Source organism: Peribacillus sp. ACCC06369, assembly GCF_030348945.1.
Taxonomy (GTDB): Bacteria; Bacillota; Bacilli; order Bacillales; family DSM-1321; genus Peribacillus.
In genome coordinates, this window is record NZ_JAUCEN010000002.1 from 2,658,181 (window position 1) to 2,674,510 (window position 16,330).

At 40.6% G+C, this 16,330-nt stretch carries 13 protein-coding genes; all 13 read left to right on the top strand.

The genetic code is table 11. The features are described from left to right. The first annotated feature begins 161 nt into the window (after positions 1 to 161). The 13 genes from QUF78_RS13805 (at position 162) to QUF78_RS13865 (ending at position 16,297) form a co-directional block, all read left to right on the top strand. Positions 162 to 914: a PadR family transcriptional regulator gene (locus QUF78_RS13805; protein WP_289325091.1), complete on the top strand. Its 753-nt coding sequence runs from the start codon at positions 162 to 164 to the stop codon at positions 912 to 914. A gap of 118 nt (positions 915 to 1,032) precedes the next feature. Further along, complete coding sequence (locus QUF78_RS13810; protein ID WP_289325092.1) at positions 1,033 to 2,280, top strand: GTPase; 1,248 nt, start codon at positions 1,033 to 1,035, stop codon at positions 2,278 to 2,280. Positions 2,281 to 2,396: 116 nt separating this feature from the next. After that, positions 2,397 to 3,539 carry an acyl-CoA dehydrogenase family protein gene (locus tag QUF78_RS13815; RefSeq protein WP_289325093.1) on the top strand — a complete coding sequence of 381 codons (1,143 nt, stop codon included), beginning with the start codon at positions 2,397 to 2,399 and terminating at the stop codon, positions 3,537 to 3,539. A 230-nt stretch (positions 3,540 to 3,769) separates the two neighbouring features. After that, on the top strand, positions 3,770 to 5,041 hold the full coding sequence (locus tag QUF78_RS13820; RefSeq protein ID WP_289325094.1) for a sensor histidine kinase: 1,272 nt from the start codon (positions 3,770 to 3,772) through the stop codon (positions 5,039 to 5,041). 108 nt (positions 5,042 to 5,149) lie between these two features. Next, positions 5,150 to 7,138, top strand: coding sequence for an acetoacetate--CoA ligase (locus QUF78_RS13825; protein WP_289325095.1), 1,989 nt, complete (start codon positions 5,150 to 5,152; stop codon positions 7,136 to 7,138). Between the two features lie 336 nt (positions 7,139 to 7,474). Further along, entirely contained in the window at positions 7,475 to 8,086 is a 612-nt protein-coding gene (locus QUF78_RS13830; protein WP_289325096.1) for a TetR/AcrR family transcriptional regulator, read from the top strand. A 110-nt stretch (positions 8,087 to 8,196) separates the two neighbouring features. After that, positions 8,197 to 8,520, top strand: coding sequence for a putative quinol monooxygenase (locus QUF78_RS13835; protein ID WP_289325097.1), 324 nt, complete (start codon positions 8,197 to 8,199; stop codon positions 8,518 to 8,520). Positions 8,521 to 8,578: 58 nt separating this feature from the next. After that, positions 8,579 to 9,121 (top strand): NADPH-dependent FMN reductase, encoded by a 543-nt coding sequence (locus QUF78_RS13840; protein ID WP_289325098.1) that lies wholly within the window; start codon positions 8,579 to 8,581, stop codon positions 9,119 to 9,121. Between the two features lie 263 nt (positions 9,122 to 9,384). Continuing rightward, on the top strand, positions 9,385 to 10,377 hold the full coding sequence (locus QUF78_RS13845) for a thiamine pyrophosphate-dependent dehydrogenase E1 component subunit alpha (RefSeq protein ID WP_289325099.1): 993 nt from the start codon (positions 9,385 to 9,387) through the stop codon (positions 10,375 to 10,377). A 21-nt stretch (positions 10,378 to 10,398) separates the two neighbouring features. Then, on the top strand, positions 10,399 to 11,433 hold the full coding sequence (locus QUF78_RS13850) for an alpha-ketoacid dehydrogenase subunit beta (RefSeq protein ID WP_289325100.1): 1,035 nt from the start codon (positions 10,399 to 10,401) through the stop codon (positions 11,431 to 11,433). A 107-nt stretch (positions 11,434 to 11,540) separates the two neighbouring features. After that, positions 11,541 to 12,761 carry a dihydrolipoamide acetyltransferase family protein gene (locus QUF78_RS13855; RefSeq protein WP_289325101.1) on the top strand — a complete coding sequence of 407 codons (1,221 nt, stop codon included), beginning with the start codon at positions 11,541 to 11,543 and terminating at the stop codon, positions 12,759 to 12,761. A gap of 17 nt (positions 12,762 to 12,778) precedes the next feature. Further along, positions 12,779 to 14,161: a dihydrolipoyl dehydrogenase gene (gene lpdA, locus QUF78_RS13860; RefSeq protein ID WP_289325102.1), complete on the top strand. Its 1,383-nt coding sequence runs from the start codon at positions 12,779 to 12,781 to the stop codon at positions 14,159 to 14,161. A 255-nt stretch (positions 14,162 to 14,416) separates the two neighbouring features. Continuing rightward, on the top strand, positions 14,417 to 16,297 hold the full coding sequence (locus QUF78_RS13865; RefSeq protein ID WP_289325103.1) for a sigma-54-dependent Fis family transcriptional regulator: 1,881 nt from the start codon (positions 14,417 to 14,419) through the stop codon (positions 16,295 to 16,297). Positions 16,298 to 16,330: the final 33 nt, after the last annotated feature.

Sequence of the window (16,330 nt, forward strand, 5' to 3'; positions counted from 1 at the left end):
TGAATCCTCTCATCCCTCAATAGATTAAATACGAAAAATCAGTACTAAGTACTTAGGTAATAAAAACTTTACTATTATGTGGCAGCACAGGATAATAAGGGATAAGGAAGAAATATTTAATTGATGAGTTTTATAAAAAGGATATAAAGGGGGGGTTGACAGTGAAGAAAGGGGAAAAACTGTCTACAACGGTTGAATCGGTTGGGTTGAGCCAGCGGGAATTTTTAACGATTTTCTTACTGCATTCTTTGAAATTAAAAGCGAATTATCCAAGGGCGATCCATCAGGACCTAAAAAATACGTTTACTGGAAAAGTGCATAGCTATGACTATTTATGTAAAATATCCAATATGCTTGTCGAATCCAACCATTTATCATTATATACGAATAAAGGAAGAAATTATTATCAGATAACTGAAAAAGGAAAAGAGCTTTACATATGGTACCAAGAGAATTTCCTGGAACGGTTTTCCGAAGTGAAGAAGGTCATTGATCGGTTCATGTTCGATTTAAGGGGATCTGGTGAAAACCCCCCGGTTTTTAATGAACTTCCTGAAGAATACAGGTCGTATTTCTCAAAAATAATATCCGTGAAGGACCTTGTCCGTTATGTTACTTTAAAAACCGCTTTCACTAAGAAGCCTATTTACATGGGTGAAATTGGCGACCTGCTTAAAAATCAGTTCGGTTGGATCGCGTCTAACGGCTATTTATACGATTTATCTCATGAAATGGAAGAGAACGGGCTTCTTGTCGGCAGATGGGAAAGTGAAAAGCGAACAAAACGATATTTACGAATCACCGATGAAGGACAGCATCATTATAAACAGATTGCGGATTCTGCCGCTTTTCAAGTACAGGAAATTCAAAAATACATGGCAAGTGTCGTTATGTTCTTAAAAGAAAAAACTTAAATAAATTATTAGAAATGGAGCCCCTTAAGTTTGTAAGGAGATTCGAGTTACATGCTTAAATTGAATCGTTAAAGGGTAAATGTTACTTAAAACACTTCTTAACAAGGGGGAATGCGTGATGGTGGAAAGACACGATGAAATGGGAAGCATATTCAGTTTCATTAAAGGCCAGGTAGATAAGCTGCCCATTTCACAATCGAAAAAGAACAAAATGCTCGACCAGCTATTGAAGCTCAAAACGATGACGGTTGATGCAAGGGAACCGCGAATTGCTCTTGTCGGAAGGCGTGGGTCTGGAAAATCATCACTGATCAACGCGATGTTTGGTCAGGAAAAGCAATATGTCAGTTCCGTTAAATCTGGAACGGGTAAGGGAAAATGGCTTTGGTACCCAAGTGATGCTGAGCCCAAAATTCGTTTGCTTGACTCCCGCGGGTTGGGTGAGAGTGAAACTCCCACGGAAGAATTTGAAGAAGAAACACCAATGGATGAATTGATAAAAGCGGTAACCGAAGAACAGCCTGATGTGTTTCTTTTCTTGATTAAAGCTAAAGAAACGGATTCACGGGTTGAAGAGGATTTGAAAGAGTTGAACAAGCTGCGCAAGATCGTTAAAGAGAATCACCATTATGATGTACCCGTCATCTGTGTGGTCACTCAGGTGGATGAGTTAGATCCTCCACATTATAAACAAGCACCTTTTGATGCCAATCCAAAGAAAAAACAAAATATTGATGAAGCGATTGCTTTGATGGCTAAGCGATTTAACGAAAGTGAAATCCCACTATTGAACATCATTCCGATTTGTTCGTATATTGATTTCGATGAAAGCGGAAATATTGAATATGATATGCGTTGGAACATCGATTTGCTTTCTGATTACTTGATCGAGGCCTTACCCAGTGAAGCGAAGCTGAAGACGGCCAAAGCCATGCAAAGCCAAATCGTTAAGAAGAAATTCGCGAGGACGATCGTGGGAACATTTACCGCAATTGCCGGTTTAATCGGTGCAGAGCCAATACCTTTTGCCGATTTTCCCATTTTGACCGGCATTCAAGGGTTGATGATTGTAGTGATTGGTTTTATCGCGGATAAGGAAATCAATACAAAAACGGCAGGTGAATTCATAACAGCATTAGGCATCAATGTTGGAATCGGTCTCCTTGTCAGGGAGGGTGTCAGGGCTGCAGTTCGTTTCATACCAGGGGCTGGTCTAGCCGTTTCCGGTGCGGTAGCGGGTGCTGTTACGTATGGAATCGGGCAAGCCGCGATAGCTTACTTTATCGAAAACAAAGATATTGATCAGGCGAAGAAAGCTTATAAGAATGCTAACAAAGAATATAAAAATGAAGACCTTGACTCTTAAATGGCAGATTCAAACCATAAACTACACTAAGGTGATAAGATAAAGTGGTGTTCGCAGTTGCTGTTTCTGCTGCTGGATGGTTCAGGAATTTGTTTATTATAGGAGGAATGATCTTCATGTCGTTTTTTCAGTCACAGGAGCAAAAAGAATATATACAAAAATTAGAGGAAGCGATTCAGTCCTTTTCCGCCCGATCTGAAGTTCTTGATGATACAAAGGGTTTTCCTTTTGAAAACATTCAGGAGTTAAAGGAATTCGGATATCCTAAATTGACCTTAGCCAAAGAAGATGGGGGAAATGGCGGTTCCTTATATGATTTTCTCCTATGCCAAGAAAAAATAGCTCAGTATTGTGGTCCAACAGCTTTAGGAATAGGCTGGCATGTCGGAACGGTCCTATCTTTAACCGAGAAAAGACCCTGGGAAAAAGGGGCCATGAATGAATTGTTTTCTGAAGTGTCGAAAGGCGCCCTCATCAACACGGCAGCATCTGAGGCTGGAACAGGAAGCCCGACGCGTGGCGGCCGTCCGGAAACGATCGCTATCAAAAAGGGTGAACGATGGAATTTGAATGGAAGAAAGACTTTTACTACACTCTCACCCGTCCTTGATATTTTTCTTGTAACGGCATGGGTACCCGAGGATGAGTGTTTAGGCACATTTTTAGTCCATCGTGATGTAATCGGTGTAAGTATAGAAGAAACTTGGGATATGATTTCCATGCAGGGAACAGGAAGTCATGATTTGGTGTTAAATGACGTCAGCCTGCCTAAAAAGCATTTAGTCATGAAAAGCAATCCTGGTGGAAACAGGAAACCCGAAGCGTGGCTCTTACATATACCGGCTTGCTACTTGGGAATTGCAGTGGCTGCCAGAAATTATGCAGTTGAATTTGCGAAAACCTATTCTCCCAATAGCTTACCAGGACCAATCAGGGATCTTCCGAATGTTCAACGGACAATTGGGGAGATGGAACTGGAATTGAGCGAGGCACACCATTTTCTCTACTCTGTCGCAGAAAAATGGGAGCAGCACCCTGAAGATCATGATGAACTATCGAAACAATTGGGTGCTGTTAAGTTATCGGTCGTCAATAAATCGATTTCGATTGTCGATAAAGCGATGAGAGTCGTCGGAGCCAAAAGTTTACAACGGACAAATCCCCTGCAACGGTATTATAGGGATGTACGCGCAGGACTTCATAATCCTCCGATGGATGATGCGACAATCACCATGCTAGCAAAATCAGCTCTTTATTAAGTGCGTATTCGGAAATTATTTGATGGCACTGAAATGACCTCGTCGTTTCAGTGCTTTTTCCTGTTCATTCTCTACCCCCTATTCATCCGTTTTCATTGTTGCTACCTCTATGCTTCAGCTGCCTCATTTTAATTCCAACAATATAATTTTACTAGCTAATCATTCTCTATCTTGTTATGATTTATATAACTGTCTAAATCTTCGAAAAATATCGAAAGTTCGGTGTAAAAATGAATCTTATGACAAAAGATTTACTGATTAACTTTTTAATTATCCTTTTTCCGATTTTTTTATTGCAAATGAGCTATCTGGTAAAGTACGTATACCGTTTAGATGCATTAAAAGGATCGTTCTTATCCATTTTCCCTATTCTCTCACTTGTTCTATGCATGCTATTCCCCGTTGTCACAGAAAAGGATTTTGTTTGGGATCTTCGATGGATTCCATTTCTATTAGGCGGTTTATATGGAGGGTACCGGTTAGGAATCATATTAATTGTCATCACTCTACTTATTCGCTATTTAACAGGGGGGGAAAATGGACTTTATATATCATGCATCACTTTTCCGCTAATTGGTGTTTCCCTGTTTTTTATATCGAAATACTATCTAAAAATGTCAGTCAGTAAAAAAATCTTCATCGGTATTTCATTAATCTTTATTGTTCACAGTCTCACACAGTTTATTTCAACAGAAGTATTTGAACTTACTATAGGCATAAGTATATGGAAACAATACTTCACGATCCAAGTCATAGGAATTGTTGTTGTAATATTACTATGGGAGGTCATTCTAACTAATTTTCAGGTTCTCGAAAAATTAGTGAAAGCGGAAAAATTGCAAATCGTTAGTCATCTGGCTGCAAGCATCTCTCATGAAGTCAGAAATCCCCTTACAGTTACTAGGGGATATATTCAAATGTTAAGCGAAGACGTTTCTCCCAATACAAAGGTTAAGTATGCAAATATTGCGTTGAAGGAATTAGATCGGGCTACGGATGTCATAAATGATTATTTGACGTTTGCTGCCATAAGCCCTGAAAATAAAGAGCGATTAATGGTATCCGAGGAAATTCAGCATGTCGTGAACAGTATAAATCCCTTGGCAAACGATAATGGAATCGAATTGAAATTATCCCTATTCGAAGATGAAGCTTATTATATCATGGGGGAAAGGAAGAAATTCCAACAGTGCTTGTTCAATATCTTAAAGAATGGCATAGAATCGATGCAAGATGATGGCGAAATATACATACATTTAATTCATGCTGCCCCCACCATCCAAATTAAGATTCAAGATCAAGGAAGTGGAATGACACAGGAACAAATATACCGTTTAGGTGAACCATACTTTACGACAAAAAATAAAGGAACGGGATTAGGCATGATGGTTTCATATAGCGTTATAAAAAGCATGGATGGATCGATACATGTGTCAAGTGTACAAGGGAAAGGTACATGCTTCTCTATTAACCTGCCCATTCATAGAAAAGAGCCAATTTGAATTTAGTGTAAATTGACGGTTTTATTCTCATATATTACAATTTAAGTTAACTACCAATTATTATGAAATGATTTAATGATGAATTCGATACCTAATGGAGATGATTAAATGAAATCGCTTACAGATGGACAAATCATTTGGGAACCTACAAACGAACAAATCGAGCAAACGGTATTGACTCAATATATGAAATGGTTAAACGAAAAGAAAGGTTTATCATTTCAAGATTATCATGAATTATGGAAATGGTCGGTTGCTGAACTGGAGGATTTTTGGGCTTCGGTTTGGGATTATTGTGATGTAAAAGCTGACAGGAAATATGACAGGGTTTTAGCGGAGCATTCAATGCCAGGGGCGAAATGGTTCGAAGGGGCAAGGCTTAATTATGCTGAAAATGCATTATTGAATGATCAAGAAGATAAAACGGCGATCTTTTTTCGTTCCGAACATATCAGGCAGCAAGAGGTAAGCTGGAAAGAGCTGAAAGAAAAAGTAGCTTCTGTTGCCCATTCGTTAAGGGGACTTGGTGTGAAATCCGGTGATCGTGTTGTAGCTTATATGCCAAATATCCCTGAAGCGGTCATAGCTTTCTTGGCGACAGTAAGTATAGGTGCCATCTGGTCCAGCTGTTCACCTGACTTTGGGGCAAGAAGCGTCATTGATCGTTTCAAACAGATTGAACCGGTTGTATTACTTGCGGTTGATGGGTACCAGTACAATGGAAAAGCATATGATAAAACATCCGTTGTTGCACAGCTTAAACAGGAATTGGTTACTGTCAAGCATACTGTAATGGTTCCTTACATAGAAAAGAAGATTTTGGAAGAGAATCTGGCAGATACGATTCCATGGGATGATCTAGTAAAAGAAAAAGCCGAATTATCTTTTGAAAGTGTTCCGTTTGATCATCCGCTTTGGATTCTCTATTCATCAGGTACAACCGGAATGCCAAAACCGATTGTACAAGGCCATGGCGGAATATTATTGGAGCATTTTAAATCAACAAGAATGCATCAAGGCATGACTTCCGAGGATACGGTATTCTGGTTTACGACGACAGGGTGGATGATGTGGAATCTTCTAATGGGTGGTTTGCTTAATGAAGGGACGATCGTTCTTTATGACGGCAGTCCTTCTTTCCCGGATATGGATGCCCTTTGGCAATTGGCTGAAGATACAGGCATGACTTTCTTTGGAACAAGTGCACCATTCCTTACGAATTCCATGAAGTTAGGAATCAAGCCAATGGGAAAATATGATTTATCGAAATTGAAGGCCCTTTTTTCCACTGGAGCACCTTTGTCGGGTGACGGGTACAAATGGGTGTATGAGAATGTCAAGAAGGATATCTGGCTTAGTTCATCCAGTGGCGGAACCGATGTTTGTGCCGGATTTGTAGGTGGCGTTCCCACATTACCTGTAAGAATCGGGGAGATACAAGGAAGGGCATTAGGTGTTCGTGCAGAGGCCTTTGATGAACAAGGCCGAACATTGATTAATGAAGTCGGTGAATTGGTCATTACCAAACCCATGCCGTCCATGCCGCTTTATTTCTGGAATGATCAAGACGGGACAAGATACTACGAGAGTTATTTCGATACGTATCCCGGCATTTGGAAACATGGTGATTGGATAAAAATCGACGACAAGGGCAGTTGTATCATTTATGGTCGTTCCGACTCGACCATCAACCGTTCTGGTGTACGGATGGGAACCAGCGATATCTACCGGGTCGTCGAAGCGATCGACGAGGTTATGGAAAGCCTTGTCATTGATAGGGAAGTGCTTGGCCGCGGTTCTTCCTTGCTCCTGTTCGTTGTCCTTAAGCCCGGTAATAGCCTGGATGCAGCATTGACAGCAAAAATCAAGGAACAAATCAGAGGACATGTGTCCCCTCGCTTTATTCCTGACCAAATCCATGTCGTTGAACAAATACCTAAAACTTTGAACGGAAAGAAAATGGAAGTCCCGATACGTAAAGTGTTGTTAGGTTTCGAGTTTGATAAAGTCGTGAATCCAGACTCCATGGGAAATCCTGATTCGCTTCAGTTCTTTAAAGAATTAGCCATTGAATTGAATGAGAAAAAAATATTCTAGCAAACAGGCGGAGCAAAAAAAGCTCCGTCTTTTTTTCTTCTTAAAAGAATTCTGCCAGTAAAACCAAGATTGCACGTTCAAATATTTTTTAATAAATAACCCTGATTTTCTACGATAAGGAAAGGAACGGGAAAATATAAAGAGGGATCACTTCCTCATTTATCTTCAATATGTGCATAACAAGATGAATTACTTCATCCAGCACCTTAAACATCTACTCAGTATAATGACAAACTTACCTTATGATGGAATTTTTGTTGGCAAATTTAAAACTGATGAATAGAATAAAATCAAAAGACAGTAAGTACTGACAGTCTGGAAGGAAGAGTTGAGAGTATGAGTAACAGTCATAATCTAAGTAACAGTCATAATCTAAGTAACGATGATAAGCTACTTTTGGCTGCGATCGATCTAATAGCAGAGAAAGGCTACAATGGTGTTACTACTCTGGAAATCGCTGGTGCGGCAGGTTTGAGTGAAAAGACACTGTTTCGTCGCTTCAGAAGTAAGCAAAATCTTTTAGAAACGGCATTTGACCGATATCACAATGCCGAAGAAATGACAAAACTTTTAAATGAAAGGCAAATCGTTTGGGATTTACATTCAGACTTACAACTGATAAGTCGAACATATCATGAAATCATGAATCGTAACCGGAAAATGATTATGATAAGTATCAAGGAAGAAGGCAATTTACCTGGATTTCGAGAAAGAACACAAAAGCATCCTCGGAAGTTACTGGAAATTTTGACAAACTATTTTAACACGATGTATGAAAAAGGAAAACTTATTCACACAGATTCAGAGCTGCAAGCGTGGTCGTTCATGATGATGAATTTTGGTGCCTTTATGAACAACCTGGATGCCGATGAGAACTATCCGACCGTGTCCCTTGAGGCATTTATAATGGAAAGTGTGCAAACATTCACTAGGGCATTAACTCCCTAGTTTTTCCTGAAATATCATGACAGTTAGTACTGACACCCAATAATGAAAAAGAAAGTGCAGATTTATTATGCATTGAGAAAAATAAATTTAAATGACAGGAGATTATGTATATGAATTCAAGTAAATCAATAGTATGGATTAATGTATTTACAGCTAAACCTGGCAAACTAGATGAATTAGTTGCGATACAGTCTGAAGAACTTCTCAATTTTAAGAGGGGATCTCAAGGTGTTCCTGGTTGGATTAATAGTCGTTGGCATCGTTCTGTTGATAAAAATAAGGCTATTATGATAACTACCTTTGAAAGTGTTGATCATCATAAAAATTGGTTAGAAAAAAGTGAATTTACTGAACACCTTAACAAGATAAAACATCTCATTGAAGATGCAGAAGGTGGGTACTACACATTAGTGGAAGTCATTGAAAACATGTAAATCAATTAAAATTATAACTTCTTTATTTTAAACAAACCTTAACGAGGAGGAAAAACCATTGGGGAAATTAAACATTGGAATTATCTTAGGAAGCACACGTCAAGGACGCGTAAGTCCACAAGTAGGAAATTGGGTAAAAGAAATAGCTGATAAACGCGGAGATGCAAATTATGAAATCGTAGATATTGCAGACTTTAAATTGCCTTTTTTGGGTGAAGGCACTGGTAAAGAACCGGGGTTAACAGCTTGGGCAGAAAAACTTTCCAGCTTAGATGGATTTGTTTTTATCGTACAGGAATACAATCACAGTATTACAGGAGCATTAAAAAATGCGCTTGATTCCGCACGCGATGAATGGAACAACAAGGCGGCGGGCATTGTGAGCTATGGTTCAACAGGCGGAGCTCGTGCAGCTGAACATTTGCGTGGCATCTTAGGTGAATTACTTGTTGCGGACGTTCGAGTAAATCCAACATTTTCACTATTTACAGACTTTGAAAACTACAAGACATTTAAACCAGCTGATTTACACCTTGGTAATGTCCACGCAATGTTAGATCAAACGATCGCATGGAGCAGTGCATTAAAAAAATTACGTTAAGCTGGATTGATACTGTCCAGAACCTCAACTCCCCTTGTTTTTTAACCACAAAAATGTCATATAATATCCGCGAAATGCAGGTTCTATCCCATAATGAGATAGTATATTTTTTGAAAAGCGAGACAAAACGAGACAACAATCTCATTTTGTCTCGTTTTGTTTCGATTGAAAATAGAAAAAGTCCTAATTTGCCAACCTTCCATTTTGGCACAATATTTGCAATATAAATCATTGACTCATTATTAATGATTGGGGGATGAAATATGGAAACGGTTCAACCTAATGAAATTAAGTTATCACAGGAGAAGGCTTATTGGATGTACAAAAAAATGCTGGAGATCAGAAAATTCGAAGACCAAGTTCATGAATCATTTGCAAAGGGGATTTTACCAGGGTTTGTCCATTTGTATGCTGGGGAAGAAGCGGTGGCTGTCGGAGTATGTGCCCACTTATCCGATAAAGACAGCATTACCAGCACTCACCGGGGGCATGGCCACTGTATTGCAAAAGAATGCGATCTAAATGGGATGATGGCTGAAATATATGGAAAAGTGACAGGGCTTTGTAAAGGAAAAGGCGGTTCCATGCATATTGCCGATCTGGATAAAGGGATGTTAGGTGCGAACGGGATAGTCGGTGGAGGCTTTCCGCTCGCATGCGGTGCAGCTTTAACTGCCAAATATAAAAAGACGGATCATGTTAGTGTTTGTTTTTTTGGTGATGGTGCCAATAATCATGGGACCTTCCATGAAGGGATAAATCTGGCGGCAATCTGGAAGCTACCCGTTATATTCATTGCTGAAAATAATGGGTATGGGGAAGCCACGCCATTCAACTATGCTTCTAGTTGTAAAACGATAGCCGATCGTGCGATTAGCTACAATATTCCGGGTGTCCGGGTGGATGGGAAAGATGTTATGGCTGTGTATAAGGCTGCTGAAGAAGCCGTTCAGAGAGCTCGCAGGGGAGAAGGCCCTTCATTAATAGAATGCGTTACTTATCGTAATTATGGACACTTCGAGGGAGATGCACAGAAATATAAAAAAGAACAAGACAAAAAGGAGCATAAACAAGAGAAAGATGCGATTGTTCTGTTTAGGAATTACTTACTGAATCAGAATCTGCTGGGAGAAAAAGATCTGGTTTCTCTAGAGAGTGCCGTGGAGGAATCTATTAAACAGGCAGTAAAGTTCAGTGAAGAAAGCCCGTATCCAGAGGCATCTGATTTATTAAACGATGTTTATGTATCTTATTAAACCATAATAGGAGGAATTGAGATGAGTAGAAAAATCAGTATGTCACAAGCAATAAATGAAGCAATGGCCATGGCAATGAGAAAAGATGAAAATGTCATCCTTATGGGAGAAGATGTAGCCGGCGGTGCAGAGGTTGATCATTTGCAGGATGACGAAGCATGGGGTGGTGTTTTAGGTGTCACAAAAGGATTGGTTCAAGAGTTTGGCCGGGACAGGATCCTTGATACACCCATTGCTGAAGCAGGATATATGGGAGCGGCCATGGCAGCCGCTTCGACAGGTTTACGACCGATTGCCGAGTTAATGTTCAATGATTTCATTGGCAGCTGTTTGGATGAAGTATTGAATCAAGGTGCGAAGTTCCGCTATATGTTTGGGGGGAAAGCACAAGTTCCCGTGACGATCCGTACGATGCATGGTGCAGGATTCAGGGCGGCAGCTCAGCATTCACAAAGCCTTTATGCCTTATTTACAAGCATTCCTGGATTGAAGGTGGTCGTCCCTTCTTCCCCGTACGATGCAAAAGGGCTATTACTTTCAGCCATTGAAGATAATGACCCAGTCATCTTTTTTGAAGATAAAACGCTATATAACATGGTAGGAGAGGTCCCGGAAGACTACTATACAATTCCGATTGGCAAAGCCGAAATTAAAAGGAATGGCTCGGATTTGACGGTCGTTGCCATCGGTAAGCAAGTTCACACAGCAATGGAGGCAGCTGAAAAACTTGCAGTGAAGGGCATTGAAATTGAGATTGTAGATCCAAGGAGCTTGTCACCACTGGATGAGGAATCAATTCTCTCCTCTGTGGCAAAAACAAATCGTTTAATCGTGATAGATGAAGCGAATCCAAGATGCAGCATGGCAACGGATATTGCCGCATTGGTTGCGGATAAGGGATTTGACACTCTCGATGCGCCAATAAAAAGGATTACTGCTCCACATACACCAGTACCTTTTTCACCTCCCCTAGAAGATATTTACCTTCCAACATCAGAAAAAGTGATAAAAGTCGTTTCGGAATTATTGGGGGAACCATCCATTCTTGGGGTGTAATTAAATCAGTATGATACTCCAGCTTTTTCGTATCTGTCCGCAAAAGTTGGTGCAAGCAAAAACAAAAAATGACCACAGAAAACAAATTCTGAAGGGAGGAAATTGATATGGCGGTCGAAGTGGTAATGCCGAAATTGGGCATGGCAATGAAAGAAGGCACTGTTTCGTTATGGAGTAAGGAGGTTGGCGATCCGGTCGAAAAAGGTGAAGCAATAGCCAGCATCAATTCGGAGAAAATAGAAATGGATATTGAATCTCCAGCGGATGGTACCATCCTGAACATAGCTGTTCAAGAAGGACAAGGTGTACCCCCAGGAACCGTTATCTGTCATATCGGAAATCCGAATGAAAAAATTATTAGCAATGAACCTGTTACTGAAGAAACCGAGCCGGAAATTCATGAACAAGTAACGCCGAATACCAAAGAGTCACCCATTTTGCCAATGGGAGATCGATTGATGATCACCCCGGTTGCGCGAAAAATGGCACAGGCAGCCAATCTTGACATTGAGAAGGTCCAAGGCACAGGACCAGGCGGGAGAATTACTAAAGAAGATGTACAGAAAGTAATTGAGAAAAGGGATGCCAAGTCTGTAAATAGCGAAGAAAGAATAACGGATCCCCAACATCCTTTAGATAGTCCCCAGCGGGTTCCTGTGACCGGAATGAGGAATATCATTGCCAAACGTATGATGGAGAGCTTGCAAAGCAGTGCCCAATTAACTCTCACGATGAAAGTTGATGTCACCGATTTAGTCATATTGCAAAAACAAGCTGCTGGTGTACTACAAAAACATGAATCAACTAAACTTACGATAACAGACTTTGTTGCCAAAGCTGTCGTACTTTCACTAAAAGAACATCCTAAAATGAATAGTGCTTATATTGAAGATAACATCCATTTGTATGAGCATGTACATCTTGGATTAGCAGTGGCCTTGGAGAAAGGGCTCGTTGTTCCAGTCATAAGAAATGCCGAAAGTTGTACAATAAGGCAGTTATCGAAAAAGGGTAAGGAACTGGCTAGGCAGGCACGTGACGGTCAATTGCCTAGTGAAGACATGCAAGGGTCGACTTTTACCATCAGTAACCTGGGGGCATACGGAGTTGAGCACTTTACACCGATTCTGAATACACCGGAAACAGGGATACTTGGAATTGGATCTGCTTATGATACCCCCCTCTATATTGGCGATGAATTGGAAAGGAGAACGATCTTGCCGCTCAGTTTAACTTTTGATCACCGTGTACTCGACGGAGCTCCCGCTTCTGCCTTTTTACAGACACTAAAACGGTATTTAGAAGAGCCGATCACCGTGATTTTATAGAATGGGAGGAAAAACACTTGAATCGTATAGCCATTATAGGTGGAGGTCCTGCTGGGTATGTAGCGGCAATCACTGCTGCCCAGCAGGATAAGGAGGTCATATTGATAGTCGACGGTCCATTGGGGGGAACCTGTTTAAACGAAGGGTGCATGCCAACGAAGTCATTATTAGAAAGTGCGGATACGTATGAATTGGTGAAAAGTGCTGGTCAAATGGGAATTCGCATACCTTCCAATTCAATTGAAGTCGATTGGGAAGCCGTTCAGGAACGAAAGAATGATGTCATTTCTAAACTAGTGAACGGCATTCAATATTTAATGAGTAAGAATAAAATAAAAGTCATTCAGGGAAGAGCGTCTTTCCTAACGAGCAATCGATTACAGATCAAGAACGGAAATGAACATCAAGAGATTGATGCTAGTAAGGTCATCATTTCAACTGGGTCTGAACCGATTCCATTGCCTTTTGCCCCGTTTGATGGTCAATGGATCATCCACAGTGGACAGGCCATGGCACTTCCAGCCCTCCCCGATTCACTGCTAATTATCGGAGGCGGCGTCATCGGATGTGAATTTGCCAGTATTTACAGTAGGATGGGTACCAAGGTAACCGTTATCGAGATGGGGGAAAAGCTACTTCCAGGCGAAGATGATGATATCTCGGGCTTCCTGCATAAAGAATTGAAAAGCCAGGGCGTAACAGTCCATACCTCTACATCTGTAAAGAATATCAATTTTACCAGTAGGACGGTATTTTTGGAGAAAAGCGATGGCAAATCGGAAGAACTTCAAGCTGATTACATACTGGTGTCAATAGGGAGAAAACCAAGAGTGAACGGGATGGGACTAGAGGGAAACGGTATTGATTTTTCCCGATATGGCATCTCGGTGGATGATCGAATGCAAACAGGCAATCCATCCATTTATGCCTGTGGTGATGTGATAGGGGGCATACAACTTGCCCATGTTGCTTTTCATGAAGGGCGAGTGGCGGCTCTGAATGCCTGTGGTCAATTTGCACAAGTGAATTACCAGGCAATCCCCCGCTGCATTTATACCTCCCCAGAGATTGCTAGTGTAGGCTTGACTGAAAAAGAAGCGCGTAAAAAATATGGGGAAATTAAAGTTGGTGAATTCTCTTTTTCGGCAAATGGGAAAGCTATCCTTTCCAATAAACCGGTAGGAAAGGTCAAAGTCCTAGTGAACCCACAATATAATGAAATTCTAGGTTTTTCCATTGTCGGCCAACATGCAACAGAATTGATCGGTCAAGGAACGGTCATGCTGCATGCAGAAATAACGGTAGATATGATGGAAGAGTTAGTAGCGGCGCATCCAACCTTGTCGGAATCCATACATGAGGCACTACTAAACGTTGTAGGTCAAGCTGTCCATTCTTAAAACTATTATTGGATATATACTAACTTTTTTCATAAACCAGCCAATATATATTGATAGAGAAGCTTCATGTGATTATACACATGAAGCTTTTTTGGTAAACTCAATCTATATATTGTAAGCGGATACATAATCTACTATAATTAAATGGACCTCGATTAAAATCCTTTTATATTACTCCTTGGTATTTTCCCTGTAGATTGACTAGATATATTTTCACTTTTGAAGGTTCAAACCAAATGATTAGAGGAGGATTATATGCTATCCACTAGTTGTTATCTTCGTACATGGGAACGCTTTGTCAGTGAAGGGGTTCTCGATTCAAATCGCCTGAACAAGCGAATCATGGAATCTTGGTATCGCTGCAAAAAAGATCAAGTCAACCCGTACCTTAATAAAGGGAAGCACATTTTGACGAATGAATCATTGGAAATTCAAAGAGAAAAAAACTCATTCCTGTTGGAAGTGGCATCACCCCAATTATCAAGGATGGATAAATCGATAAAAGAATCGGGAATGATGGCTTTGTTAGTCGATCCCGATGGATATGTCCTATCACTTTCCGGAAACGAGAAAATCCTAAATGAGGCAGGCAAAATAAATTTTGTGGAAGGCGTACGATGGACGGAGGGTGAGGTCGGAACGAACGCAATTGGAACAGCTTTGAAAACGGGTGAAGCCGTTATGATCCAAGGTACTGAACACTATTCCATTGCCTCACATAAATGGAGTTGCTCTGCTAAGCCCATTTTAAATGAAGACGGTAAGATATTGGGCGTTTTGGATATATCTTGTCCAGTGGAATATTTCCATCCATCCATGCTGGGTATGGTAGCCAATTTGGCTTATACGATCGAACAGGAAATGGGAGTGCGTTCCTATAAAAAGGAGCTCGCACTGACCCAGCACTCGATAGAACTTGCAGAAACCTATCCAGATCTGCCTTTTATCGTTTGTAATCAAAAAGAAATGATCATATCAGCCAGCAAACAGGTTCGCAAAAAAATTCCTCAATCCCTTGGCATGGCATTGGCCGAACTATTAAATCATGGATATCGAATCGTTAAGGAAAACCCGCTTCCCTCTAAAGTAGATAATAGGATTTCCGGTAAGTGTATATTCTTGTCAGAGAATCATGGTCATAAAACCATTTTTCCTGCTTCATTCCGATCAGAAGTGTTTGACTTCAAAGGGGAAAGAGGGATTAGTGAATCCTTTCAAAACACATTACATAAAGTGAAGCTTGTTGCACCGGCAGAAGCTAATGTATATATACATGGTGAAACCGGGGTCGGAAAAGAGCTAATTGCCATGGCTATCCATGAAAATGGCTCTCGTAAAAATAGTCCGTTCGTCACGATAAATTGCGGAGCCATCCCTAGAGATTTAATGGAGAGTGAATTATTCGGGTATGTTGATGGCGCTTTTACAGGGGCTAAACGGCAAGGGCACAAAGGGAAGTTCGAGCAGGCAAATGGAGGGACCATTTTTCTCGATGAAATCGGTGAAATCCCTCTAGCGATGCAAGTTGCCTTACTGCGTGTACTTCAGGAAAGAAAAATCGTTCCAATCGGTGGCACAAAAAGCATTTCATTGGATATTCGCATCATCACTGCAACGCACCGTAATCTTGAAGAGCTTGTCAATGAAGGGTCCTTTCGTAAAGATTTATACTATAGGTTGAACGTTTACCCCATTCATGTACCTCCCTTAAGGGATAGGATTGAAGACATTCCTTATATAGTGAACTACTTGTGTTCGAAGAATAAATGGAATATTCCATTAACGGAAGAATTATTTAATCATTTAAAGGATTATAATTGGCCAGGCAATATAAGAGAACTGCAAAATGTACTTCAGCGATTGACCATCTTACTTGCAGAAGGACCTCTGGATTATGTTAATGTATTGAACTCCATGCCTTCACAGCCCGTTACCCGGCATGAGGATTCCCCTCCATTTGAGGAAGGCAATAAAAAAGGATTCAAGGAAAATGAACTGACGATCCGTGAAAAAATTCAACGGGATCTAATGTTAGAGGCATTACAAAAATCAAGAGGAAATGTCACTGCTGCAGCAAAGTTGATGGATATACCAAGAAGTACATTTTACAAGCGGCTCCATAAGTATGGTTTATAGTCCGGGCAACGTACATTATCTAAAAACGAATGA